The following is a 20664-nucleotide window of genomic DNA, read 5'->3' on the forward strand; positions in this document are numbered from 1 at the left end:
CCGCACTCTGAGACGAGCTTCCGCCGATGAGCACCTCCACTGCCGTGGCCGATCAGCCCTTGCTGTCGGTCAACAACATTGAAGTGATCTACAATCACGTCATTCTGGTGCTGAAAGGCGTGTCGCTGCAGGTGCCGCAGGGCGGCATCGTCGCGCTGCTGGGCGCCAATGGCGCCGGCAAGACCACGACCTTGAAGGCGATTTCCAATCTGCTGCGCGCCGAACGCGGCGACATCACCAAGGGCCATATCGATTATCGCGGCGAACGCGTCGACCAGCTCAATCCCTCGGCGCTGGTCAAGAAGGGCCTGATCCAGGTGATGGAAGGACGGCATTGCTTCGCCCATCTGACTGTTGAGGAGAACCTGCTCACCGGCGCCTATACGCGCGGCGAGGGCCGCAAGGCGATCGAGCAGGATCTGGAGATGGTCTACACCTATTTTCCGCGCCTGAAGGTGCGGCGCAAATCGCTGGCGGGCTATACCTCCGGCGGCGAGCAGCAGATGACGGCGATCGGCCGCGCGCTGATGAGCAAGCCCGACATGATCCTGCTGGACGAGCCCTCGATGGGCCTCGCGCCGCAGCTCGTCGAAGAGATATTCGACATCGTGCACAAGCTGAACAGGGAAGCAAAGGTCAGCTTTCTGGTCGCCGAGCAGAATACCAACATGGCCCTGCGCTATGCCGATTACGGCTACATTCTGGAGAATGGCCGTATCGTCATGGACGGCGAGGCGGCGAAGCTGCGCGAGAATTCCGACGTGAAGGAATTCTATCTCGGCCTCGGCGCCGGTGGCCGCATGAGCTTCCGCGATGTGAAGCATTACCGCCGCCGCAAGCGCTGGCTGGCGTGATCGTTCAGGAGGATTGCCGTGGCAAAAGCGGCCAAAAGCAAGGCGCCCAAGAAAAAAGCTGCCAAGTCATCCATCAAAGCTGTCAAGCCGCGTGCGCGGATGGCGAAGGCTGCTGCGGATGAATATTTCGACAGCCGCGAGACCCGCACGCCGGCGGCACGCCTGAAGGCGCAGATCGCAGCACTTCAGGCTTTGCTCGCCCATGCCAAGAAGGCGAGCCCCTATTACCGCGAAATTCTGAAGAACGTGCAGCCGGCGAAGATCACGTCGCTGGAAGCTTTGGCCAAGCTGCCGGTGACGCGCAAGTCCGATCTCGCGCCGCGCCAGAAGGCCAAGCCGCCGCTTGGCGGCCTTGAAGCCGGCAAACCGTCCGAGATCGCCAATTTCTTCCAGTCGCCCGGTCCGCTTTATGAAGCCTATATGCGCCCCACCGCGGCGGTGAAAGACCCCTGGCGCTTCTCACGCGCCATGTGGGCAGCGGGCTGCCGCCCAGGCGATCTGGTGCACAACACTTTCTCTTATCATCTCACGCCCGCCGGTCGGCTGACCGAAGTTTCGGCCAATGCCATCGGCTGCCCGGTTTTCCCCGCCGGCGTCGGCAACACCGAATTGCAGCTCGATGCCATCGCGCAACTGAAGCCGCGGGTTTATTGCGGCACGCCGTCGTTCCTGAAGATTCTGCTGGAAAAGGGCAGGGAGCTTGGGCTGTCGACCGCTTCCTTGAAGAAGGGCCTGGTCGGCGGCGAAGCCTTGCCGCCCAGCCTGCGTGCCGAGCTGAAGGCCGGCGGCGTCGATGTGCTGCAATCCTACGGCACGGCGGAACTCGGCCTTGTCGCTTATGAATCCTCGGCCATGGAAGGCATGATCCTGGACGAGGATGTGATCGTCGAGATCGTGCGCCCCGGCACTGGCGATCCGGTGGCGCCCGGTGAGGTCGGCGAAGTGGTGGTCACCGTCCTGGGCAATCCGGTCTATCCGATGATCCGTTTTGCCACGGGCGATCTGTCCGCCATCCTGCCCGGCTTCAGCCCCTGCGGCCGCACCAATACGCGCATCAAGGGCTGGATGGGCCGCGCCGATCAGACGACCAAGATCAAGGGCATGTTCGTCACGCCAGGGCAGGTGGCCCAGGTGGTGGCCCGCCACCCGGAGATCGCCAAGGCGCGGCTGGAAGTCGCATCCCGGAACAATCTCGACAGCATGGCGCTGAAGATCGCGCTGAAGCGGCCGGTGGCCGATACGGCGGCCCTGGCCAAGGCGGTGGGGGAAAGCCTGCAGAGCGTCTGCAAGCTGCGCGGTCAGGTCGAGGTGGTCGATCCCGGCAGCCTGCCCAACGATGGCAAGGTGATCGCCGACCTGCGGACCTATCAGTAGGGTCGGCAGGTTTCTGGGCCGGTTTCCGCGCCTATCGGCGGAGCGGCGGAATCGCTACACTTTGCCGCGCCATGACCTTGACGGTTGAAAAGCTCGCCTGCATCCGCGGCGAGCGTCAGCTATTTTGCAATCTGTCCTTTCGACTCGCTGCTGGCGAGGCGCTGCTGCTGCGCGGCCCGAATGGCAGCGGCAAATCCAGCCTGCTGCGCATCCTGGCAGGCTTTCTGAAACCCGCCCGGGGCGGCATCGCCTGGGACGGCGCGGCGGCGGACGACGATACCGAGGCTTATTCCGAGCGGCTGCATTACCTTGGCCATCAGGATGCGGTGAAGCCGCAGCTGTCGGCCGAGGACAACCTGCTCTTCTGGGCGCGCCTCCTGGGACATGATGTCGCAGAGGCGCAGGCCAAGGTCGAAGACGCGCTCACCTCCTGCGGCCTGACGCGCCAGCGCCGCCTGCCCGGCCGCTATCTCTCCGCCGGGCAGAAGCGGCGCCTGGCCTTGGCGCGCTTTCTGATCACGCCGGCTTCGCTCTGGCTGCTGGACGAGCCGACCAACGCGCTCGATGCCGCGGCCGTGGAATGGTTCGGCGGTGTCCTGCAGAAGCATCGCGAAAGCGGCGGTCTGGTCATTCTCGCCAGCCATGTGCCGGTGCCGCTGCCCGGTGCGCGCGTTCTCGATCTGCCGGAAGGAAAGCTCTCATGAGCGCCTTCTTCGGAATCGTCATGCGCGATCTGCGGCTGGGCTTCGGCGCTCAGGGCGCGATGATGACGACGCTTTTGTTCTTCGTTCTTGCCGTCAGCCTGTTTCCGCTCGGCGTCGGGCCGGAGCCGGAAGTGCTGGCGCGCATTGCATCCGGCGTGATCTGGGTTGCCGCGCTGCTGGCTGCCATGCTGTCGCTGGATCGTCTGTTTGCCACCGACATGGAAGACGGCACGCTGGATCTGCTGGCGCAGGCGCCGCTGCCGCTGGGTCTTGTCGCGCTGGCGAAGACTTTGGCGCATTGGCTGACCACCGGATTGCCGCTTGCCGTGATCGCGCCGCTGCTTGCCGTTCTGATGCAAATGGAGGGCGATGCCATCCCCGTTCTGCTGCTGGCCCTGCTGCTCGGCACGCCGAGTCTGAGCCTGATCGGTGCCATCGGCGCGGCGCTGACATTGGGGGCGCGGCGCGGCGCCGTGCTGGTGCCGCTGATCACATTGCCGTTAGTGATACCGGTGCTGATCTTTGGCGTCGGCGCCGTCGATGCCGCCGCTTACGGCCTGTCTGCGCAGCCACATTTGCTGCTCCTGGGCGCTTTTTTTGCCGGTGCCGCCGCGCTCAGCCCCTTCGCCATGGCCGGCGCCATCAAGCTGGCATTGGAATAGCCGCCGCCCTATAAACCAGACCAGCCATGCACGCCCTAGCCAACCCAGCCCGATTTCTGCGCCTGATGGCGGCGATCCGGCCTTACGCTGCCGCCGTCGCGATCATCGGCCTTGTCGTCGGCCTGGGCTGGGGCCTGCTGATTTCGCCGCGCGACTACCAGCAGGGCGAGACGGTTCGGATCATGTATATCCACGTCCCGTCCGCCTGGATGGCGATGTTCATCTACGCGGCAATTGCCGTGTCGTCGGCTGTCGCGCTGATCTGGCGCCATCCGGTGGCGGAACTGGTGGCCAAGGCTTCGGCTCCGGTGGGCGCGGCTTTCACCCTGATCTGCCTCGTCACCGGCTCACTCTGGGGCAAGCCGATGTGGGGTACCTGGTGGGTCTGGGATGCCCGGCTTACCTCGATGCTGATCCTGTTTTTCCTGTATCTCGGCTATATCGCGCTGTGGGAGGCATTCGACGATCCCTCGCGCGCCGGCCGTGCGGCCGCAATCCTCGCCCTGGTCGGCGCGGTGAACCTGCCGATCATCAAGTTCTCGGTGGATTGGTGGAATACCCTGCACCAGCCGGCCAGCGTGCTGACGCTGGAGGGGCCGAAAATCCATCCGGACATTCTCTGGCCGCTGCTGATCACCGCAGTGGGCGCGCAGGGCTATTACGTCTGGATCCTGAGCCTGCGGGTGCGGGCGGAAATCCTCAACCGGCAGGCCCGTATCCTGCGGTTCAGCGCCGCGGCGGATCGCCGCGCCGGGTAGCCCTTCCGGCAGGAAAACTATATTTTCAGGCGGATGTCTGGCCGCGGGGCCAGGGAAAACAAGGATTTGTAACGTGTATTGGTCTTCGCTGGGCGATTTCCTGGCCATGGGTGGCCATGCCGGCTTCGTCTGGCCGTCTTTCGCGCTGGCGCTGGTCGTGCTGCTCGGTCTCGGCTGGTCGAGCCGCATCGCCATGAAGGCGGCCGAGCGCGAGCATGCGGAAGCCAAGCGGGAGGCCCGCGCCGATGCGTGACGTCCCCATGCGCAGAGGCATGAAGCGCAAGCACAAGCGCCTTCTGGCCGTGCTTGGCCTGGTGGCTGGCCTGGGTGTGGCGGCGGCGCTGGTGCTGACCGCCTTCAACGACAATCTTGTTTTCTTCCACAGTCCCTCGGATGTGGCCGAGAAGAAGATCGCCGCCGACAAGCGTTTCCGCATCGGCGGTCTGGTCGAGGCCGGCAGCGTCAAGAAGGACGGGCTGACCACCGAATTCGTCGTCACCGATCTGCGTCATGCCGTGCCGGTCGTCTATACCGGCATGCTGCCCGACCTGTTCCGCGAGGGCCAGGGCGTGGTGGCCAACGGCAAGCTGGATGCCGAAGGCCGTTTCATCGCCAGCGAAGTGCTGGCCAAGCATGATGAGAATTACATGCCGCCGGAAGTTGCCGACGCCTTGAAGAAATCCGGCCAATGGCACGAGAAGCCCGGCGATCACGCCAAGCTGAAGCCGGGCTCGTGACCGGCCTGTCGCATGGTTGCTGAGTTCGGCCATATCGCTCTGATCCTGGCGCTGGCTTTGGCGCTGGTGCAGGGAATCCTGCCGCTGATCGGCGCCGCGCGCGGCATTCCGGCCTGGATGGCATTGGCGCCGACTGCGGCGATGGGGCAGGCGGTGCTGGTCGCCTTCGCCTTTGGCTGTCTCACCTATGCCTATGTAACTTCCGATTTCTCGGTGCTGAACGTGGCCGAGAATTCGCACACGCTGAAACCGATGCTCTACAAGGTCAGCGGCGTGTGGGGAAACCATGAAGGTTCGCTGCTGCTGTGGATCCTGATCCTGGTGATCTTCGGTGCCGCCGTTGCCGTGTTCGGCCGTAACCTGCCGGCGACGCTGAAGGCCCGTGTGCTCAGCATCCAGGGACTGATCGGCGTCGGCTTTCTCGCCTTCATCCTGTTCACATCGAATCCCTTTGCGCGCATCCTGCCGCCGCCGCTGGAAGGCCGCGGCCTCAATCCGCTGCTGCAGGATCCCGGCCTCGCTTTCCATCCGCCGTTTCTTTATCTCGGCTATGTCGGCTTTTCGGTGGCCTTCTCCTTTGCGGTTGCCGCCCTGATCGAGGGCCGCGTCGATCCGGCCTGGGCGCGCTGGGTGCGGCCCTGGACCCTGGCCGCCTGGTGCTTCCTCACTGTGGGCATCGCGCTCGGTTCCTGGTGGGCCTACTACGAGCTCGGCTGGGGCGGCTGGTGGTTCTGGGATCCCGTCGAGAATGCTTCCTTCATGCCCTGGCTGGCCGGCACGGCGTTGCTGCATTCCGCCGTGGTGGTCGAAAAGCGCGAGACCTTGAAGAGCTGGACCATCCTGCTTGCCATCCTCACCTTCTCGCTCAGCCTGCTCGGCACCTTCCTGGTGCGCTCGGGCGTCATCAACTCCGTGCATGCCTTCGCCACCGATCCGACGCGCGGCGTCTTCATCCTGATCTTCCTTGGCGTGGTGGTGGGCGGCAGCCTCACGCTCTATGCCCTGCGCGCGCCGGTGCTGCAGGCGGTCGGCGTCTTTGCGCCGGTCAGCCGCGAGGGCGCGCTGGTGCTGAACAATCTGCTGCTGGCGGTGGCGACGGCGGCCGTGCTGCTCGGCACGCTCTATCCGATGGCGGTGGATGCGCTGCTCGGCGCGAAGGTCTCGGTCGGGCCGCAATATTTCAACACGGTCTTCATCCCGCTGATGACGCCGCTTCTCGCCGCGATGGCGATCGGGCCGCTGCTGGCCTGGAAGCGCGGCGATGTCGGCGCTGCGCTGCGCCGGTTATGGCCTGCGGCGCTCGCAACGGTGATCGCGCTGGCGCTTGGCTTGTGGCTGCTTCATGGCCGCGATGCGCTGGCGCTGCTGGGTCTGGCGCTGGGTGCCTGGCTTGGCATCGGCACGCTGTGCGAATGGGCGCTGCGGATCAAGCTGTTCGCCGCGCCGCTGTCCGAGACGCTGAACCGCGCGCGCCATCTGCCGCGCGCCGCCTGGGGCATGACGGTCGCGCATCTCGGCATGGCGCTGATGGTGCTGGGCATCACGGTGTCCAGCGTCTGGCAGGTGGAAGTGCAGCAGGTGATGAAACCCGGCGACATCGCCAGGGTCGGCCCCGTCGAATACCGCTTCCTCGGCGTCCAGCCGGTGCGCGGCCCGAACTACACCGCGCAGCAGGGCCGTTTCGAGGTAATCGAAGGCGGCGAAGTCGCCCGCGTCATGACGCCGGCACAGCGCCGCTATCAGCAGCCGCCGATGGAAACCACCGAGGCCGCGATCCGCCCCTCGCCGGTTGCCGATCTTTATGCCGTGGTCGGCGAAGGCGATGCGGCGCGCGGCTGGGCGGTACGGCTTTACTGGAAACCGCTGGTCTCCTGGATCTGGCTGGGTGCGCTGATCATGTGCTTCGGCGGGCTGCTGTCGCTCAGCGACCGCCGTCATCGCGTCGGCGCGCCCGCCCGCAAACGCATCGCGGCCTCTGCTGCCGCTGCCGAGTGATCGTCCATGCGCCTTGCCTATCTTGTTCCGCTTGTCCTCTTCGTGCTGATCGGCATCGGCCTCGCTGTAGGGTTGACGCTGAACCCGCGTGAGATTCCCTCCGCCCTGATCGGCAAGCCGGTGCCGGAATTCAGCCTGCCGCCGGTGGAAGGCCGTAAGGAAGGTCTGTCGACGGCGGATCTGAAGGCAGGCACGCCCAGCCTGGTGAATGTCTTCGCCTCCTGGTGCGTGCCCTGCCGCATCGAGCATCCTTTGCTGATGGGTCTGGCGCGCGAGCAGATCGCGCCGATCCACGGCCTGAACTACAAGGATAATCCGGCCGATGTATCGAAATGGCTGGATCAGCTCGGCGATCCGTTCCAGCGCACCGGCGCCGACCGCGATGGCCGCGTCGGCATCGAATGGGGCGTCTATGGCGTGCCCGAGACGTTTGTCGTTGATGGCCAGGGCCAGATCCGCTGCAAGCATGTCGGGCCGCTGACCGAGTGGGATGTCGAGAACAAGATCAAGCCGCTTTTGCGCGACCTGACGGCAGGGAAAGAAAGCGCAGTGAAATGCTGAAGCGGTTTGCATTCCTGATCGCGCTGCTCGCCGCGCCGCTGGCGCAGGCGCAGCCGCTGGACGAGCATCTGTCCGATCCGGCGCAGGAGGCGCGTGCGCGGGAGATTTCGCGCGAGCTGCGCTGCCTCGTTTGCCAGAACCAGTCGATCGAGGATTCCAATGCGCCGCTGGCGCGCGACCTGCGCCGCATCGTGCGCGAGCGCGTTGCCGCCGGCGAGGACGACCAGGCGGTGCTGGATTACGTCGTCGCGCGTTATGGCGAATGGGTGCTGCTGAAGCCGCGCTTCAATCTGCAGAACCTGCTGCTCTGGCTGGGGCCCGCACTGTTTCTGGTGATCGGCGGCATCGTGGTCTATGCCGTGCTGCGGCGTCAGCGCGCGGCGCAGGCTGCCGCCGCTGCTGCGCCGCTGAGCGCGGAAGAGCAGCGCCGCCTGCAGGCGCTGCTGAACGAGACTGAGGGGCAATAGATGCTGTGGCTCGGCTTCGCCGTCCTGGCACTGGTGGCGCTGGGATTCCTGCTCTGGCCGCTGATGCGCGTCCAGCATGGCGCCGCCGACCGCCGCGCGCATGACATCGCTGTCTACCGCAGCCAGCTCGCCGAGATCGATCAGGAACTGGCGCGCGGGGCGCTGAGCGAAGCGGAAGCCGAATCCGCAAGGCTGGAAATCCAGCGCCGCCTGCTGCGCGCCGACAGCGCCGGTGCCAATGTCGGTGCCAATGCCGGCGCTTCGCAGACATCTTCCCAGCGTTTCGTGCAGTTCGGCAGCATGGCCGCCCTGGTTCTGGTGCCGCTGCTGGCCGGCGGTCTTTACGTGATGCTGGGCCGGCCTGAGGCCGCCGACTTCGACACCGCGATGACACGGCAGCAGGCCGAGCGCGAGGCGCAGCAGCGCCAGGATATCGAGCGCATGATCGCGCAGCTGCGCCAGCGCCTGGAGGCCGAGCCGAACCAGCGCGAAGGCTGGATGCTGCTGGGCCGTTCGCTGATCGGCGTGCAGCGTCCCGAGGAAGCCGTGGCCGCTTTCGACCGGGCCATCGCCATGCCGGCGCCGCCGGCGCTGATGGCCGATGCGCTGTCGCTGCGCGGCGAGGCGCGGGTGCTGGCCGCCGATGGCGCAGTGACGCAACCGGCGCAGGAGGATTTCCGCGCCACCCTGCAGCACGATCCGCAGAATGCCAGCGCGCGCTATTACCTTGGCCTTGCGCGGCTGCAGGAAGGTGATACGCGCGGCGCCTATGACGACTGGTATGGCCTGGCGGCGGAAGCGCCGGCCGATGCGCCCTGGCTGCCGCTGGTGCAGGCGCGGCTGCGCGAACTGGCGCCGCGGCTGAACATTCCGCTCGCCCAGGCGGTGCCTGAGCCCAAGCCCGCCGCCGGCGCGCAGGACGGACAGCCCGGCCCAAGCCAGGAAGAAATGGAAGCCGCGCAGCAGATGGCGGACGACGAGCGCGCGGCGATGATCCGCGGCATGGTCGAACGGCTGAACGAGCGGCTGAAGGAAAATCCCAACGATGCCGATGGCTGGCTGCGGCTGGCGCGCGCCCGCGAGGTGATGGGCGAGCCCGAAGCCGCCCGCGAGGCCCTGCGCAAGGCGGTGGCGCTGCAGCCCAACCGCGTCGAGGCGCGGGTGGCGCTTGCCTTCAACCTGGCCGGCACGAGCGCCCGCAGCCGCGAGCCGCTGCCCGCCGAGGCGGCCGAGGAATTCCGCCAGGTGCTGACGCTCGCGCCCAACCATGCCCAGGCCCTGTGGTTTGCCGGCCGTGCCGCCTATGAGGCCGGCGACAAGGCCACGGCAGCAGGACACTGGAACAAGCTGCTGGCCATGCTGCCGCCCGACTCGCCCGAGGCCCGCGAGCTTTCGGACCGGATCGAAAGCCTGAACCGCTAGACCCGGTTGCCGCAGTCCCTCCGGGAAAGGCCCGGCTGCAGGACTTGTCCACAGGATTGGCGGTTATCAAACGCAAACTTGGGCCCGGCGTTAACCTCTGTTTAAGTGAGTCCTGCGCGTAATCGGCTCCGGGTTGAATTTCTGGGGTTACGGTCACCGGATAGTCACCGGCGGCGCCCGCATCGAGCGGGATTGGGTTGAGGCAGGCATGGCGATCGCACCGAGCACTAATCTTCTGTCGGCTTTGTCGCAGCTGCAGCAGGGCAGCGTCCGTCCGGCGCAGCCGGTCCGTCCCGCGGCCGGCCAGGCCCAATTCCAGGCGCAGGCGCAAGCCGCCGGCCAGACCCAGGCCGCCAGCCAGATCGCCGGCAGCTTTGCCGCCCAGCTCGCCGCCGCGCCGGGCGCGGTCCGCAACGCGGCACCCGCTGCGGCCACGGCATCGGCCGGCCTGACGGCCCAGGCTGGTGAGCAGCGCCAGGCCATCACCATCCCCGGCCTGCAGAATCACCGGCCGATCCCAACCCGCGGCGGCTATCTGGGCCAGCACGTCAACATCCTCGTCTGAGGCCGTCGGTGCCGGGCTGCCCTCGGCGGATTTCTCCCGGCGTGTAAGCCGCCTGCCGAGGCCCGCATTATCCAAGCCTGGCTGTTTTGGTTCTCTAGCCCGTATGGGTTCGTTTGAATTCATTCGGCACTATCGGCGCAATGAGTAGTGCCAAACCGGGCATGCTCTCGGCGGCAATGCCCTGTCTGCCTGCAGGCCACAATATCGTCGCACAACAATTTTTGGGGCAACTGCTCGCTGTTCAAACATTTTGCCACGTTCAGGGACAAATCGCGGTTCGTATTCCTCCCAGGCTGCATTCCTGAGAAGACGAAAGGATGGCTTGGGCACGAAGCGATCCGATAGGCGCTGGGAGACTCGCCTCGTCTGCTCGATCGGACGCAGCAAGAGTCTGTAACCAGTGAAGGGGAGCGGCTTACGTCCGAACGTGGAGAAAGGGCAGGGGGACCCAGCCGGTATCCCTTCACCTCCCCCGGCATTTCCACTAGCCTGACGCGCCTCAAACACTTGCGGGTCCTGGGGAGAAAACGCCATGGTCACACGTCGCTTCATTCTGTCGGGCCTGGTCGCCGGCACGGCTCTGTCTCTTGTCCTGCCCGGCATGGGCGCACTGGCGCAGGCTAAGGACAAGGTGAGCATCGCCGCCTTGCCCTTCATCTCCACAGCGCCGGTCTTCATCGCCAAGGAGCGCGGTTATTTCGATGCCGAGGGCATCGATCTCGACATCAAGATCTTCACCGCCGCACAGGCGGTGGCGGTGGCTGTCGCCTCGGGCGATGCCGATTTCGGCGTCACGGCGTTCACCGGCGGCTTCTTCAATCTGGCCGGCAAGGGCGCGCTGAAGGTGGTGGCGGCGCAAAGCCGCGAAGAGCCGGGCTACAACTTCAACGCCTATGTCGTGTCGAAGAAGGCCTACGAGGCCGGCTTCCGCTCGCCCAAGGATTTCGCCGGCAAGTCGGTGGCGATCACGACCATCGGCTCGAGCTTCCATTACTGCCTCGGCATGCTGGCCGACAAATACGGCTTCAAGCTGGAAGACGTGCAGATGAAGCCGGTGCAGTCGATCCCCAACATGATGGCGGCGCTTTCGGGCGGGCAGGTGGATGCCACCATCATCACCGCCAACAACGCGCTGAAGCTGGAGGCCGATGGTGTCGGCAAGATCATCGGCTGGGTGCATGAGCATACACCCTGGCAGCTTGGTGCGCTGTTTGCCTCGACCAAGAACGTGAAAGAGAAGCGTCCGATGGTGGAGCGTTTCGTGCGCGCCTATCAGAAGGGTCTGCAGGATTACGCCGACGCCTTCCTGCAGAAGGACAGTGAGGGCAACCGCATGATCGGCGAGAAGGCGCAGGCCATGATGCCGATCCTGGAGAAATGGGTGCAGCCCAAGCCCACGCTGGATACGGTGAAGATCGCCGCCAATTACATGGACCCGCAGGGCCGCCTGATGGTGAAGAACATCTACGACCAGGTGGCCTGGTATCAGGCGCAGGGGCAGGTGGATAAATCCGTCAACGCCAGGGATTTCCTCGATCTCAGCTTCGTGCAGGGTCATTTCGACGTGCCGAAGAACTGAGGTATTGCCGTCATCCCGGGTGCTGTGCAGCGTGAAACGGTGCGCTGCTCACCCGGGACCTTTCTCTGGCGTATGGATCCCTGGGTCTGCACTGCAGCATGTAATGCTGCAGCGCGGCCGGGATGAAGATGGCCGGAATGAAGATGGCCGGTGCGAAGATGACCGTAGGATGACGGCGTGAGGTTAAGGGTTTAGAGGATATGCCGTTCTGACACCTTACCCTTCTCCCATCGCTGACGCGATGGGCTCCTCCCTCTCCGCCGACGGGAGAGGGAGGGGCCTGCTGCGAAGCGGTGGGGGATGAGGGTGCTGGAATGACGCTGAGTTCTGTCGCGGGAGTAAACTGAATGCAGGTGGTGCTGGAGGGTGTCGGCTACCGATATGGCGATCTGCCGGTGCTGGACGGCATCAGCTTCACCCTGCCGCAGGGCGAGACGGCGGCACTGATCGGACCGTCGGGCTGCGGCAAGTCCACCCTGCTCAATCTTGTCGGCGGCCTGCTGCAGCAGCAGACGGGCCGCATCAGCACCATCGGCACGCCGCCACCGGGCTGTCTCAATCCGCTTACCTTCGTCTTTCAGGATTTCGCGCTGCTGCCCTGGCGCAGCGTCGCCGGCAATGTCGCGTTGGCGCTGGAGCATCACAATCTGGGCAAGGCCGAGCGCGAGGCGCGCATTGCCGATGTGCTTAAGCTCTGCGGCCTGTCGGATTTCGCCGATGCACTGCCCAAGCAATTGTCAGGCGGCATGCGCCAGCGCGTCGGCATTGCGCGCGCCATCGCGGTGCGGCCCGCCGTGCTGCTGATGGACGAGCCGCTTTCGGCGCTGGATGCGCAGACGCGCGAGTTGCTGATGGAAGACCTGATCTCCATCTGGAGCCGCGAGCGCACGACGACGCTCTATGTGACGCATAACCTGAACGAGGCGGTGCGGCTGGCTGACAAGGTGGTGGTGCTGTCGCGCCGGCCCGGCCGCATCAAGCAGATCGTCACCATCGACGTGCCGGTGGCCGAGCGGCAGCAGCCGCAGCATGCAGCGACGCTCAAGCGCCTGCATGACGAGCTTTGGGCGCTGATCAAGGCGGAGGCGCAGGTGGCAGACCGCGAAGTGCAGAATGCGTAAGGCGAGCATGGATGAGGTGCGGCATGTCTGAGGCACCGCTGTTCGCCCAGCAGGCCGCCCAACAGACTGCGCAGCAGACCGGCCCGCAGACAGCCGTTGCCTTCCGCGGGGCCGGTTTCGTCAACGACACGCGGCGCTGGGCACCGTGGCTTGCCTTCGCGCTCATCATCGCCGCCTGGGAGACAGCCTCGCAGCTTGGCTGGCTGCCGGCGCTGTTCATGCCCGCGCCAAGCGAGGTGGTGCGCGCGCTGCATAGCTTGCTGCTCGACGGCAAGCTGCTGGCGCATGTCGGCGCTTCCTTGCAGCGGATCCTGTCGGGCTGGATTCTCGGCAGCCTCGCGGGCGTGATGGTCGGCTTCCTGATGGGCATCTTCGTGATCGTGCGCTCCATCGGCCTGCCGGTGGTGTCGGCTTTGTTCCCGATCCCGAAGATCGCGCTGCTGCCGCTGTTCATCCTGTGGTTCGGCATCGGCGAGCCGTCCAAGATCGCCACCATCGGGCTTGGCGTTTTCTTTCCCACCGTGGTCGCGGCCTTCTCGGCGGTCGACAACGTGCCGCGCAACCTGATCCGCATGGCGCAGAGCTTTGGCCTATCGACGCCCGCCATCGTCGCCAAGGTGATCCTTCCGGGTGCGATGCCGGGCATTCTGGCGGGCTTCCGCATCACCTCGTCGATTGCGCTGATGCTGGTGGTGGCGGCCGAGATGATCGGCGCGCAGGTCGGCATCGGCGCCTTCGTGCTGGCGGCCGGCAACCTGATGCAGATCGACCAGCTGATCGCCGGCGTGGTGCTGCTGTCGCTGCTGGGCCTGACGATTTCCTGGCTGCTCAGCCTGGCCGAGCAGATCCTGCTGCGCTGGCGCTGATAAGATTTGCCGCGCGCCCGATCCGACCGGCGCGGGTAAGATGCCGCAGATCGAGATCGCAGCCCTGCAGGCGCGGTTTCCCGGCAACCTGCAGCGCTGCAATCGGCAACGCTGCGACCGTGGCTAGACGCCCGAGACTAGACGCTCAGGCCTGCTGGCGCGGCTCCAGCGCCTCGATGATCTGCTGCAGCAGCGCGATGAATTCCGCCCGCTTGGCTGGCGGAATCGGCTGCATGATGCGGTCCTGCGCCCGCATCACGCCGGGCACCGCCGCCAGCAGCTGGCGTTCGCCTTCCGGCGTCAGGGCCAGGGCGTTGGTGCGCCGGTCGGCCTCAGTGCGCTGGCGCACCAGCAGGCCGCGCTTGATCAGCCGGGCCACCATCTCGGCGACGGTCGAACGGTCGATGCCGGTCTCGCGGACCAGATCGACCTGGCTGATGCCGGCGCGCTGGTGAATCGCCAGCAGCAAGGCAAACTGGCGCGGCGTCAGGCCATCGGCGCCGACCTCCATCGTATAGAGATCGACGGCGAGTTGCTGACAGCGGCGCAGCAGGTGGCCCGGTGCGGAATGCAAGTCGAATTCGGCCAAGACATCCGTGGCCGTACGCTGGGTGGTTGTGTCCCCCGACATGGAACCTCCCGATATCGCTTCAGATTATGTTTTTATGCGCACTCCCTGGGAGCAGCTTATTCTTGCCGCTTCTCAGTTCACTGATAAAACGCCATTTGAGGGCGTGTCGTCTAGGGGGCGCGTTGTGATGCTTTGCCGAAATCGCGTCTTGGATCACAATTTATCGCAAAAAAGTGACTGAATGACTGAGGGATTATGCAGAATCCGACGAACTTCCCCTTCGCGAAGAAGATTCCGGAGGGCGACAGCCGGGAAAGGCTGGTCTGCGGCGATTGCGGCTGGATCCATTACGTCAATCCCAAGATCGTGGTCGGCGCGGTGGTATCGCATGACGGCAAGATCCTGCTTTGCCGCCGCGCCATCGAGCCGCGCCGTGGCTTCTGGACGATTCCCGCCGGCTACATGGAAGAGCGCGAGACCAGCGAGGCCGGCGCCATGCGGGAAGCGCAGGAAGAGGCCTGCGCCGAGATTGCCATCGATCAGCTGCTGGCGGTCTACAACATTCCTCGCATCAGCCAGGTGCAGCTGATCTACCGCGCGACGCTCGCTAAGCCCGAGATCGCGCCCGGGCCGGAATCGCTGGAAGTGCGGCTGCATGACTGGAATGAGATTCCGTGGGACGACCTGGCCTTCCCATCGGTGCATTGGGCGCTGAATCATCATCGCGCGGTGGAAGGCAAAAGCGGCTTCGCGGCTTTCACCAATCCGCCCGGCGAATTCGGCAATTACTGAGCCATTGCTGAACGGAAGCGGGCAGGGTCAGGCGACCTGCTCCAGGCCCGCCAGCGCGCGCGAAAACGCCTTTGCCGTGAAAGGCTGCAGATCGGCAGCCTGTTCCCCGACGCCGATGAAATGAACCGGCAGGCCGAACTTGTCGGCAATCGCCACCAGCACGCCGCCGCGCGCCGTGCCGTCGAGCTTGGTGATCACGAGGCCGCTGACGGCGCAGATTTCCTTGAATGTCGCCACCTGGTTCAGCGCGTTCTGGCCGGTTGTCGCGTCCAGCACCAGCAGCACGTGATGCGGCGCTTCCGGCATCTGTTTTTTCAGCACGCGCACGATCTTGGCCAACTCGCCCATCAGGTCGGCCTTGTTCTGCAGCCGCCCGGCGGTGTCGATCAGCAGCACGTCGATATTCTTGTTGCGCGCTTCGGTCAGCGCGTCGAAAGCAAGACCCGCCGCATCGGCGCCGGTCTCGCGCGCGACCACCGGCACCTGCGCGCGCTCGCCCCAGATCTTCAGCTGCTCGATGGCGGCGGCGCGGAAGGTATCGCCGGCCGCCATCATCACGCTGCGGCCCTGCTCGCGCAGATGCGTCGCGATCTTGCCGATCGTGGTGGTCTTGCCGACGCCGTTGACGCCGACAACAAGAATGACCTGCGGCTTGCCATCCTCAAGCCGCAGCGGCTGCTCCACCGGCTTGAGCAGTTCGGCAACCGAATCCGCCAGCGCGGCCTTGATCTCTTCCGCCGAGACATCCTTGTCGAAGCGGTCTTTCGCAATCGCCTTGACGATCTTCGCCGCGGTCGCGACGCCAAGATCGGCCTGGATCAGCGTCTCTTCCAGCTCGTCCAGCGCCTCCTGATCCAGCTTGCGCTTGGTGAACAGCGCCGTGATGTTGCCGCCGAGCTGGCCAGCCGTGCGCGACAGACCTGCTTTCAGCCGGCTGAACCAGCCAAGCTTCTTGCCGTTCTCGGGCTTGCCGTTCTCGTTCGTCTCGCTCATGCAGCCTCCAGCCAGAGCTTGCCATCGCGTGCCGCCGCAATCCGCGCCGTGATGATCGCGCCTTTCGCATGCACCGGCGGCAGGGCGACCGGCGCGTAAGTCTCATCGCGGCCCACGCCTTCCTGTTCTACCAGAATGCTGGCCTCGACGCCGATGCGGGCAGTCAGGAAACGATCCAGTGCCGCAGCCGCCCGCGCGCGCAGGATCGCGGCGCGTTGCCTGCGCAATTCGACCGGCAGCTGCGGCATGCGTGCCGCCGGCGTGCCGGGACGCGGCGAGAAGGGGAAGACATGCAGGAAGGCAAGCCCTGCCTCGTCGATCAGACTGGCACTGTTCTCAAACGCGGCATCGCTTTCGGTGGGAAAGCCCGCAATCAAGTCGGCGCCCAGGGCGATGCCAGGCCGCAGATCCTGCAAGCGGCGCATGACCGACAGCGCCTGCTCGCGGCTATGGCGGCGCTTCATGCGCTTCAGGATCAGATCGTCGCCCGCCTGCAGGCTGAGATGCGCATGCGGCATGACGCGCGGCTCTTCGGCATAAAGCCGGAAAAGCTCTTCGTCGATCTCCGCCGGATCGAGGGACGAGAAGCGCAGCCGCTCGATCCCGGGCACCAGTGCGAGCAGGCGGCGCACCGCCTGGCCGAGGCTCGGCCTGCCTGGCAGGTCGTGGCCGTAGGAGGTGATGTCGACGCCAGTCAGCACGAATTCACGATAGCCTTGGGCTGCCAGCGCGCGCGCCTGCGCCACCACATCGCCCAGAGGCAGCGAGCGGCTGGGACCGCGGCCGTAAGGAATGATGCAGAAGGTGCAGCGGTGATCGCAGCCCTGCTGGATTTCGAGATAGGCACGCGGCCGGCCGGGGAAGTGACTGACCGCGGGCAGGGCGGCCGGCGTGTCGCGCTGGATGTCGCCGACGGCGATGCGCGGCGCCGCTTCGAGTGTCTGCCAGGTTGCCTGGTCGAGTTTCTCGCGGTTGCCGATGACGTGATCGACTTCCTCCATCGCCGCGAAGGCCGCGGCATTCACCTGGGCGGCGCAGCCGGTGACGACGATCTTGGCATTGGGCCTTTCGCGGCGCAGGCGGCGGATCGCCTGGCGGGCCTGCTTTTCAGCCTCGGCCGTCACCGCGCAGGTGTTGACGACGACGACATCGTCCTGGCCGCTGGCGCTGAGATGCGCACGGATGGCCTCGCCTTCGTAGGCGTTGAGACGGCAGCCGAAATTGAGAACGCTGGCCTTGCCCGGCATCGCTGCTCAGGCCGGCTCGAGCGTGGTCCAGAAGCTCGGCGGAATCTCGCCGCGGAAGGCCTCGGTGGCCGGACCGGTCATGTAGATATGGTTGTCGGCCGCCCATTCGATGGTCAGCGGACCGCCGTCAAGGATGACTTCGGCCTTGCGCTCGGTCAGGCCGCGGCGGGCAGCCGCAACCAAAGTGGCGCAGGCGCCGGTACCGCAGGCCCGGGTGATGCCCGCGCCGCGCTCCCAGACGCGCATGCGGATACGGCCGCGATCCAGCACTTGCGCAAATTCGGCGTTGATGCGCTGTGGGAATAGCGGGTCATGCTCGATCTTCGGGCCGATCTCGGCCAGCGGCACGGCTTCGGCATCGGCGACGAAGAAGACGACATGCGGATTGCCGACATTCACCGCGCCGGGCTTGTCGTAACCGGCGAAAGAGTAATCCAGCGTCTCGGTATCCATGGCGCGTGACAGCGGAATGTCCTGCCAGCTGAGCCGCGGCTCGCCCATATTGACGCTGACCTGGCCCTTCGCGCCAGACTTGGCTTCCAGCCAGCCGCCCAGCGTGTCGATGGTCACGGCGTCGCGGCCGGTTTCCTGCATCAGCAGGGAGGCAATGCAGCGTGTGGCATTGCCGCAGGATTCCACTTCGCTGCCATCGGCATTGTGGATGCGCATGAAGGCATCGGCCTTGTCCGAGCCTTCGATGGTGATCATCTGGTCGAAGCCGATCCCAAGGCGCCGATCGCCCAAGAGACGCACCGCGGCGGTATCCAGCCGCACGGGCAGGCGACGGGCATCGAGCACGACGAAGTCGTTGCCGAGGCCGTGCATCTTGATGAAGGGGATCGGACGGTCGGGACGCATGCGGGGGTTATAGGGCGCGGGCGAGGGGGTGTCCACCCGGGCGCAGACCAGGGCGGAAAATGGCAGGGGCGGAGAGCTGAACCGCCGCTCCAGGGGGAGCGGGAGCCAGTATTCCCGGTGCCGGCTTACCCCGCCTTGGCGGCGGGTTTGGCCTTGTCGACGGCGGCTTTCAGCGAGGCGCGCAGTTGCGCCTCCAGCGGGCCGCCGGAGCCGGTGATCTTGTGCGTGACCACCACATAGAGCGTGTCGATATGGATGCTGACGATCTCCTGCTGCAATTCGTCGAGATCGTTCAGCTCTTTGAGGAAATCATGCAGCGACTTGGCGAATTCGGTCAGCAGCGGATAGCCGAAAACGCCGCCCATCCCCTTGATCTGGAAGGCTTCCTCGCGGATCTGCTCCAGCACTTCCGGGCGCGAGGAAGGATCGCTGGCGGCCCGGCCCAGCGCCTCGCGCAGGGTTTTAAGGATTTCGACCGTCTCGTCCAGGAACTGGCCGGCCGAATTCTGGATCACGGCCTCCATCTTCTGGCGCATCTCGTCGTCCAGCTTGATGTCGAGGCCGGTCCGGTAGTTCACCGCCTTGCGCTTGAGGTCGCCACGGTTGGGGATGATGGTTCGCCGCATCACGGGACTAGTCCAGCTTTTGCTGACGCCGGTCGGGGCCTTCGAAGGGCAATTGCTGGCGGCGGCGGTCAGGCCCGAAATAGCTTGGCACGCTGACGAAATCGCGCGGCCGCGCGATCACCGATACCAGCCGCCGGTACATGCCATCGGCGGTGAAGGGCTTGGCGAGGAATTCGGTGACGCCCTTGTCGCGGGACTCCACCACGTAATCCATTTCGGAATTCGCCGTCAGCATGATCACCGGCATCATGCGGTCGGGCGAGAGCGCGTCGGTGCGCAGCCAGTCGAGCAATTCCAGGCCCGTGCGCGGCTTGAGATTCCATTCGGTGATCAGGATGTCGATCCCGCCGGCGCGCAGGTTCTGGATCGCCTTCTCGCTGTCGCGGGCGGTGACAACCTGAGTGGCGCCCAGCATCATGAGGATGTCCTTCACGATCTGGCACATCAGGCGGCTCCCATCCACTACAAGGAAGCGAACCTGGCTGAAATCGATTTTCTCCGACATTGCGTCGGCATCCCCCTCAGAATGGGCCCCACCCCACCCGACTCGAATCGCGGATAATATTTTGCGATCACGTATATACTGCGGGTGGGGCTTCGCCAACCGATCCCTGGCTCTGGCACAGGCGCGGCCGGGGGGTCTATTATACCTAAAGTTGAAGTCTGCCCCGAACCGATGACAAATCCCTCTCCGCCTGCCGGCCTGGTGTCGCTCCTTACCATTCTGTTTGCCAATGGCGTCCTGGCCGCGACGATGTATCTGCCCTCGCTGCCCACCATCGGAACGGAAATGGGGGTGGCGGCCGAGATTCTGCCACTGACGCTGACTGTCTATTTCCTCACCTTCGCGGGAGGGCAACTGATCTATGGCCCGTTGAGCGACCGCTACGGAAGGCGGCCGCTGCTGCTGGGCGGGCTGGTGATCATGGTTGTGGGTTCGATCGCCTGCGCACTGGCCGAGACGCCATCGGCGCTGCTTTGGTCCCGTGCGGTGCAGGGCCTGGGTGCCGCCAGCGCCATGGCGGTGGGCCGCGCCATCATCAACGATGTCTATGACCGCCTGCAGGCGGCCCGCGCCACCTCGGTGATCAGCGCTGCCATCGCCATCGCGCCCATCGTGGCGCCGCTGCTGGGCGGCCTGATCGAGCATTACCTGACCTGGCGCTGGAATTTCTGGATCAGCGGCGGCATCACCGCCGCGGTGCTGGTGCTGCTGACCTACCGGCTGATGGAAACCCACAAGCCGCTGCCGGATGCCGGGCCTTTGCTGCATGGCATCGTCAAAGCTTATGCCTTCCTGCTCAGCAGCCGCACCTTCATGACGCTCGGGCTGCTGAACCTCGCGGTCTTCGCCGGTCTGCACGGGTTCAGTTCCAGCGCGCCGGCGGTGCTGATCGGCACGCTGGAACTCAGTCCCGTGCTGTATGGCGTGCTGACCGCCTTGGGCTCGGCCGGCTTCTTCCTCGGCGCGCTGCTGTCCTCCTGGCTCGGCGGACGGCTCGGCCTCATGCGGATGATCGATGGCGGCGTGCTCTGCATGTTCGTCGCAGCCATCGGGATGGCCCTTTACGTTGAATTCATCGCGCCAAGCGTAACCGCCATCATCGTTTGCCGCATGCTATGGGCGGCCGGTATGGGCATGACCCTGCCGAATTCGGTGACCGCTGCTGTGGGCATCAATCCGGCTACCATCGGCGCCGGCGCAGCCCTGGCGGGATTTCTGCAAACGGCTGGCGGCGTATTCGGCTCGGCGGTCAGCTCGCTGTTTCCCGCCGGCGATCCGCTGTCGCTGGGCCTGTCTTTTGGCAGCACCGCGCTACTGGGGGCGGTGGTCTGGTGGCTGAACCGCCCGGCCGTCGCCAAGGTGATGGCTGACCGGAACTGAAGCCGGCGCGGGCTAGAAGACCGCGGC

At 65.5% G+C, this 20664-nt stretch carries 23 protein-coding genes; 17 read left to right on the forward strand and 6 right to left on the reverse strand.

Translation table 11 applies throughout. The features are described 5' to 3' along the window. Nucleotides 1-26 precede the first annotated feature (26 nt). From Q0603_RS05755 to Q0603_RS05825, 15 genes are all read left to right on the forward strand, one after another. Nucleotides 27-854 (forward strand): ABC transporter ATP-binding protein, encoded by an 828-nt coding sequence (locus Q0603_RS05755; RefSeq protein ID WP_298723360.1) that lies wholly within the window; start codon nucleotides 27-29, stop codon nucleotides 852-854. An 18-nt stretch (nucleotides 855-872) separates the two neighbouring features. Next, entirely contained in the window at nucleotides 873-2228 is a 1356-nt protein-coding gene (locus Q0603_RS05760) for an AMP-binding protein (RefSeq protein ID WP_366132448.1), read from the forward strand. Nucleotides 2229-2299: 71 nt separating this feature from the next. Next, the gene (gene ccmA, locus Q0603_RS05765) at nucleotides 2300-2932 is read left to right on the forward strand and encodes a heme ABC exporter ATP-binding protein CcmA (protein ID WP_298723362.1); all 633 of its coding nucleotides are present in this window, start codon (nucleotides 2300-2302) and stop codon (nucleotides 2930-2932) included. Then, complete coding sequence (gene ccmB / locus Q0603_RS05770) at nucleotides 2929-3594, forward strand: heme exporter protein CcmB (RefSeq protein WP_298723366.1); 666 nt, start codon at nucleotides 2929-2931, stop codon at nucleotides 3592-3594. Before ccmA ends, ccmB begins: the two co-directional genes overlap by 4 nt. A gap of 26 nt (nucleotides 3595-3620) precedes the next feature. After that, nucleotides 3621-4352: a heme ABC transporter permease gene (locus Q0603_RS05775; protein WP_298723369.1), complete on the forward strand. Its 732-nt coding sequence runs from the start codon at nucleotides 3621-3623 to the stop codon at nucleotides 4350-4352. 73 nt (nucleotides 4353-4425) lie between these two features. Next, nucleotides 4426-4605 carry a heme exporter protein CcmD gene (ccmD, locus tag Q0603_RS05780; protein ID WP_298723372.1) on the forward strand — a complete coding sequence of 60 codons (180 nt, stop codon included), beginning with the start codon at nucleotides 4426-4428 and terminating at the stop codon, nucleotides 4603-4605. A 19-nt stretch (nucleotides 4606-4624) separates the two neighbouring features. Next, nucleotides 4625-5089, forward strand: coding sequence for a cytochrome c maturation protein CcmE (gene ccmE / locus Q0603_RS05785; RefSeq protein ID WP_298724204.1), 465 nt, complete (start codon nucleotides 4625-4627; stop codon nucleotides 5087-5089). Nucleotides 5090-5101: 12 nt separating this feature from the next. Next, nucleotides 5102-7084 carry a heme lyase CcmF/NrfE family subunit gene (locus Q0603_RS05790; RefSeq protein ID WP_298723375.1) on the forward strand — a complete coding sequence of 661 codons (1983 nt, stop codon included), beginning with the start codon at nucleotides 5102-5104 and terminating at the stop codon, nucleotides 7082-7084. 6 nt (nucleotides 7085-7090) lie between these two features. Further along, nucleotides 7091-7645 (forward strand): DsbE family thiol:disulfide interchange protein, encoded by a 555-nt coding sequence (locus Q0603_RS05795; protein WP_298723378.1) that lies wholly within the window; start codon nucleotides 7091-7093, stop codon nucleotides 7643-7645. Beyond that, nucleotides 7639-8112, forward strand: coding sequence for a cytochrome c-type biogenesis protein (locus Q0603_RS05800; protein WP_298723381.1), 474 nt, complete (start codon nucleotides 7639-7641; stop codon nucleotides 8110-8112). Before Q0603_RS05795 ends, Q0603_RS05800 begins: the two co-directional genes overlap by 7 nt. Then, the gene (gene ccmI / locus Q0603_RS05805; protein WP_298723384.1) at nucleotides 8113-9534 is read left to right on the forward strand and encodes a c-type cytochrome biogenesis protein CcmI; all 1422 of its coding nucleotides are present in this window, start codon (nucleotides 8113-8115) and stop codon (nucleotides 9532-9534) included. It begins immediately after the preceding gene. A gap of 208 nt (nucleotides 9535-9742) precedes the next feature. Further along, on the forward strand, nucleotides 9743-10099 hold the full coding sequence (locus Q0603_RS05810) for a hypothetical protein (protein ID WP_298723387.1): 357 nt from the start codon (nucleotides 9743-9745) through the stop codon (nucleotides 10097-10099). A gap of 532 nt (nucleotides 10100-10631) precedes the next feature. Then, nucleotides 10632-11678 (forward strand): ABC transporter substrate-binding protein, encoded by a 1047-nt coding sequence (locus tag Q0603_RS05815; protein ID WP_298723390.1) that lies wholly within the window; start codon nucleotides 10632-10634, stop codon nucleotides 11676-11678. 347 nt (nucleotides 11679-12025) lie between these two features. Beyond that, nucleotides 12026-12799, forward strand: coding sequence for an ABC transporter ATP-binding protein (locus Q0603_RS05820; protein WP_298723393.1), 774 nt, complete (start codon nucleotides 12026-12028; stop codon nucleotides 12797-12799). 23 nt (nucleotides 12800-12822) lie between these two features. Further along, nucleotides 12823-13665, forward strand: a complete 843-nt coding sequence (locus Q0603_RS05825) for an ABC transporter permease (RefSeq protein ID WP_298723396.1) — start codon at nucleotides 12823-12825, stop codon at nucleotides 13663-13665. Between the two features lie 145 nt (nucleotides 13666-13810). On the opposite strand, the gene Q0603_RS05830 is transcribed toward Q0603_RS05825, so the two are convergent. Further along, nucleotides 13811-14296 (reverse strand): MarR family transcriptional regulator, encoded by a 486-nt coding sequence (locus Q0603_RS05830; RefSeq protein ID WP_298723399.1) that lies wholly within the window; start codon nucleotides 14294-14296, stop codon nucleotides 13811-13813. A gap of 195 nt (nucleotides 14297-14491) precedes the next feature. Between Q0603_RS05830 and Q0603_RS05835 the strand changes: the two genes are divergently transcribed. Next, nucleotides 14492-15028, forward strand: coding sequence for an NUDIX hydrolase (locus Q0603_RS05835; protein ID WP_298723402.1), 537 nt, complete (start codon nucleotides 14492-14494; stop codon nucleotides 15026-15028). A 27-nt stretch (nucleotides 15029-15055) separates the two neighbouring features. On the opposite strand, the gene ftsY is transcribed toward Q0603_RS05835, so the two are convergent. From ftsY to Q0603_RS05860, 5 genes are all read right to left on the reverse strand, one after another. After that, a complete protein-coding gene (gene ftsY, locus Q0603_RS05840) occupies nucleotides 15056-16021 on the reverse strand; it encodes a signal recognition particle-docking protein FtsY (RefSeq protein WP_298723405.1) in 966 nt (321 codons plus the stop codon). Further along, complete coding sequence (gene mtaB / locus Q0603_RS05845) at nucleotides 16018-17268, reverse strand: tRNA (N(6)-L-threonylcarbamoyladenosine(37)-C(2))-methylthiotransferase MtaB (protein ID WP_298723408.1); 1251 nt, start codon at nucleotides 17266-17268, stop codon at nucleotides 16018-16020. The genes ftsY and mtaB overlap by 4 nt, the downstream gene beginning before the upstream one ends. Nucleotides 17269-17274: 6 nt before the next feature. Beyond that, nucleotides 17275-18126: a diaminopimelate epimerase gene (gene dapF, locus Q0603_RS05850; protein WP_298723411.1), complete on the reverse strand. Its 852-nt coding sequence runs from the start codon at nucleotides 18124-18126 to the stop codon at nucleotides 17275-17277. Nucleotides 18127-18251: 125 nt separating this feature from the next. Next, a complete protein-coding gene (locus tag Q0603_RS05855) occupies nucleotides 18252-18752 on the reverse strand; it encodes an Hpt domain-containing protein (RefSeq protein WP_298723414.1) in 501 nt (166 codons plus the stop codon). 7 nt (nucleotides 18753-18759) lie between these two features. Further along, nucleotides 18760-19257: a response regulator gene (locus tag Q0603_RS05860; protein ID WP_298723416.1), complete on the reverse strand. Its 498-nt coding sequence runs from the start codon at nucleotides 19255-19257 to the stop codon at nucleotides 18760-18762. Between the two features lie 171 nt (nucleotides 19258-19428). Between Q0603_RS05860 and Q0603_RS05865 the strand changes: the two genes are divergently transcribed. Further along, nucleotides 19429-20637, forward strand: coding sequence for a multidrug effflux MFS transporter (locus Q0603_RS05865; RefSeq protein WP_298723419.1), 1209 nt, complete (start codon nucleotides 19429-19431; stop codon nucleotides 20635-20637). Nucleotides 20638-20664 lie beyond the last annotated feature (27 nt).

The sequence above is a fragment of the uncultured Ferrovibrio sp. genome (genome assembly GCF_937960835.1).
Taxonomy (GTDB): Bacteria; Pseudomonadota; Alphaproteobacteria; order Ferrovibrionales; family Ferrovibrionaceae; genus Ferrovibrio.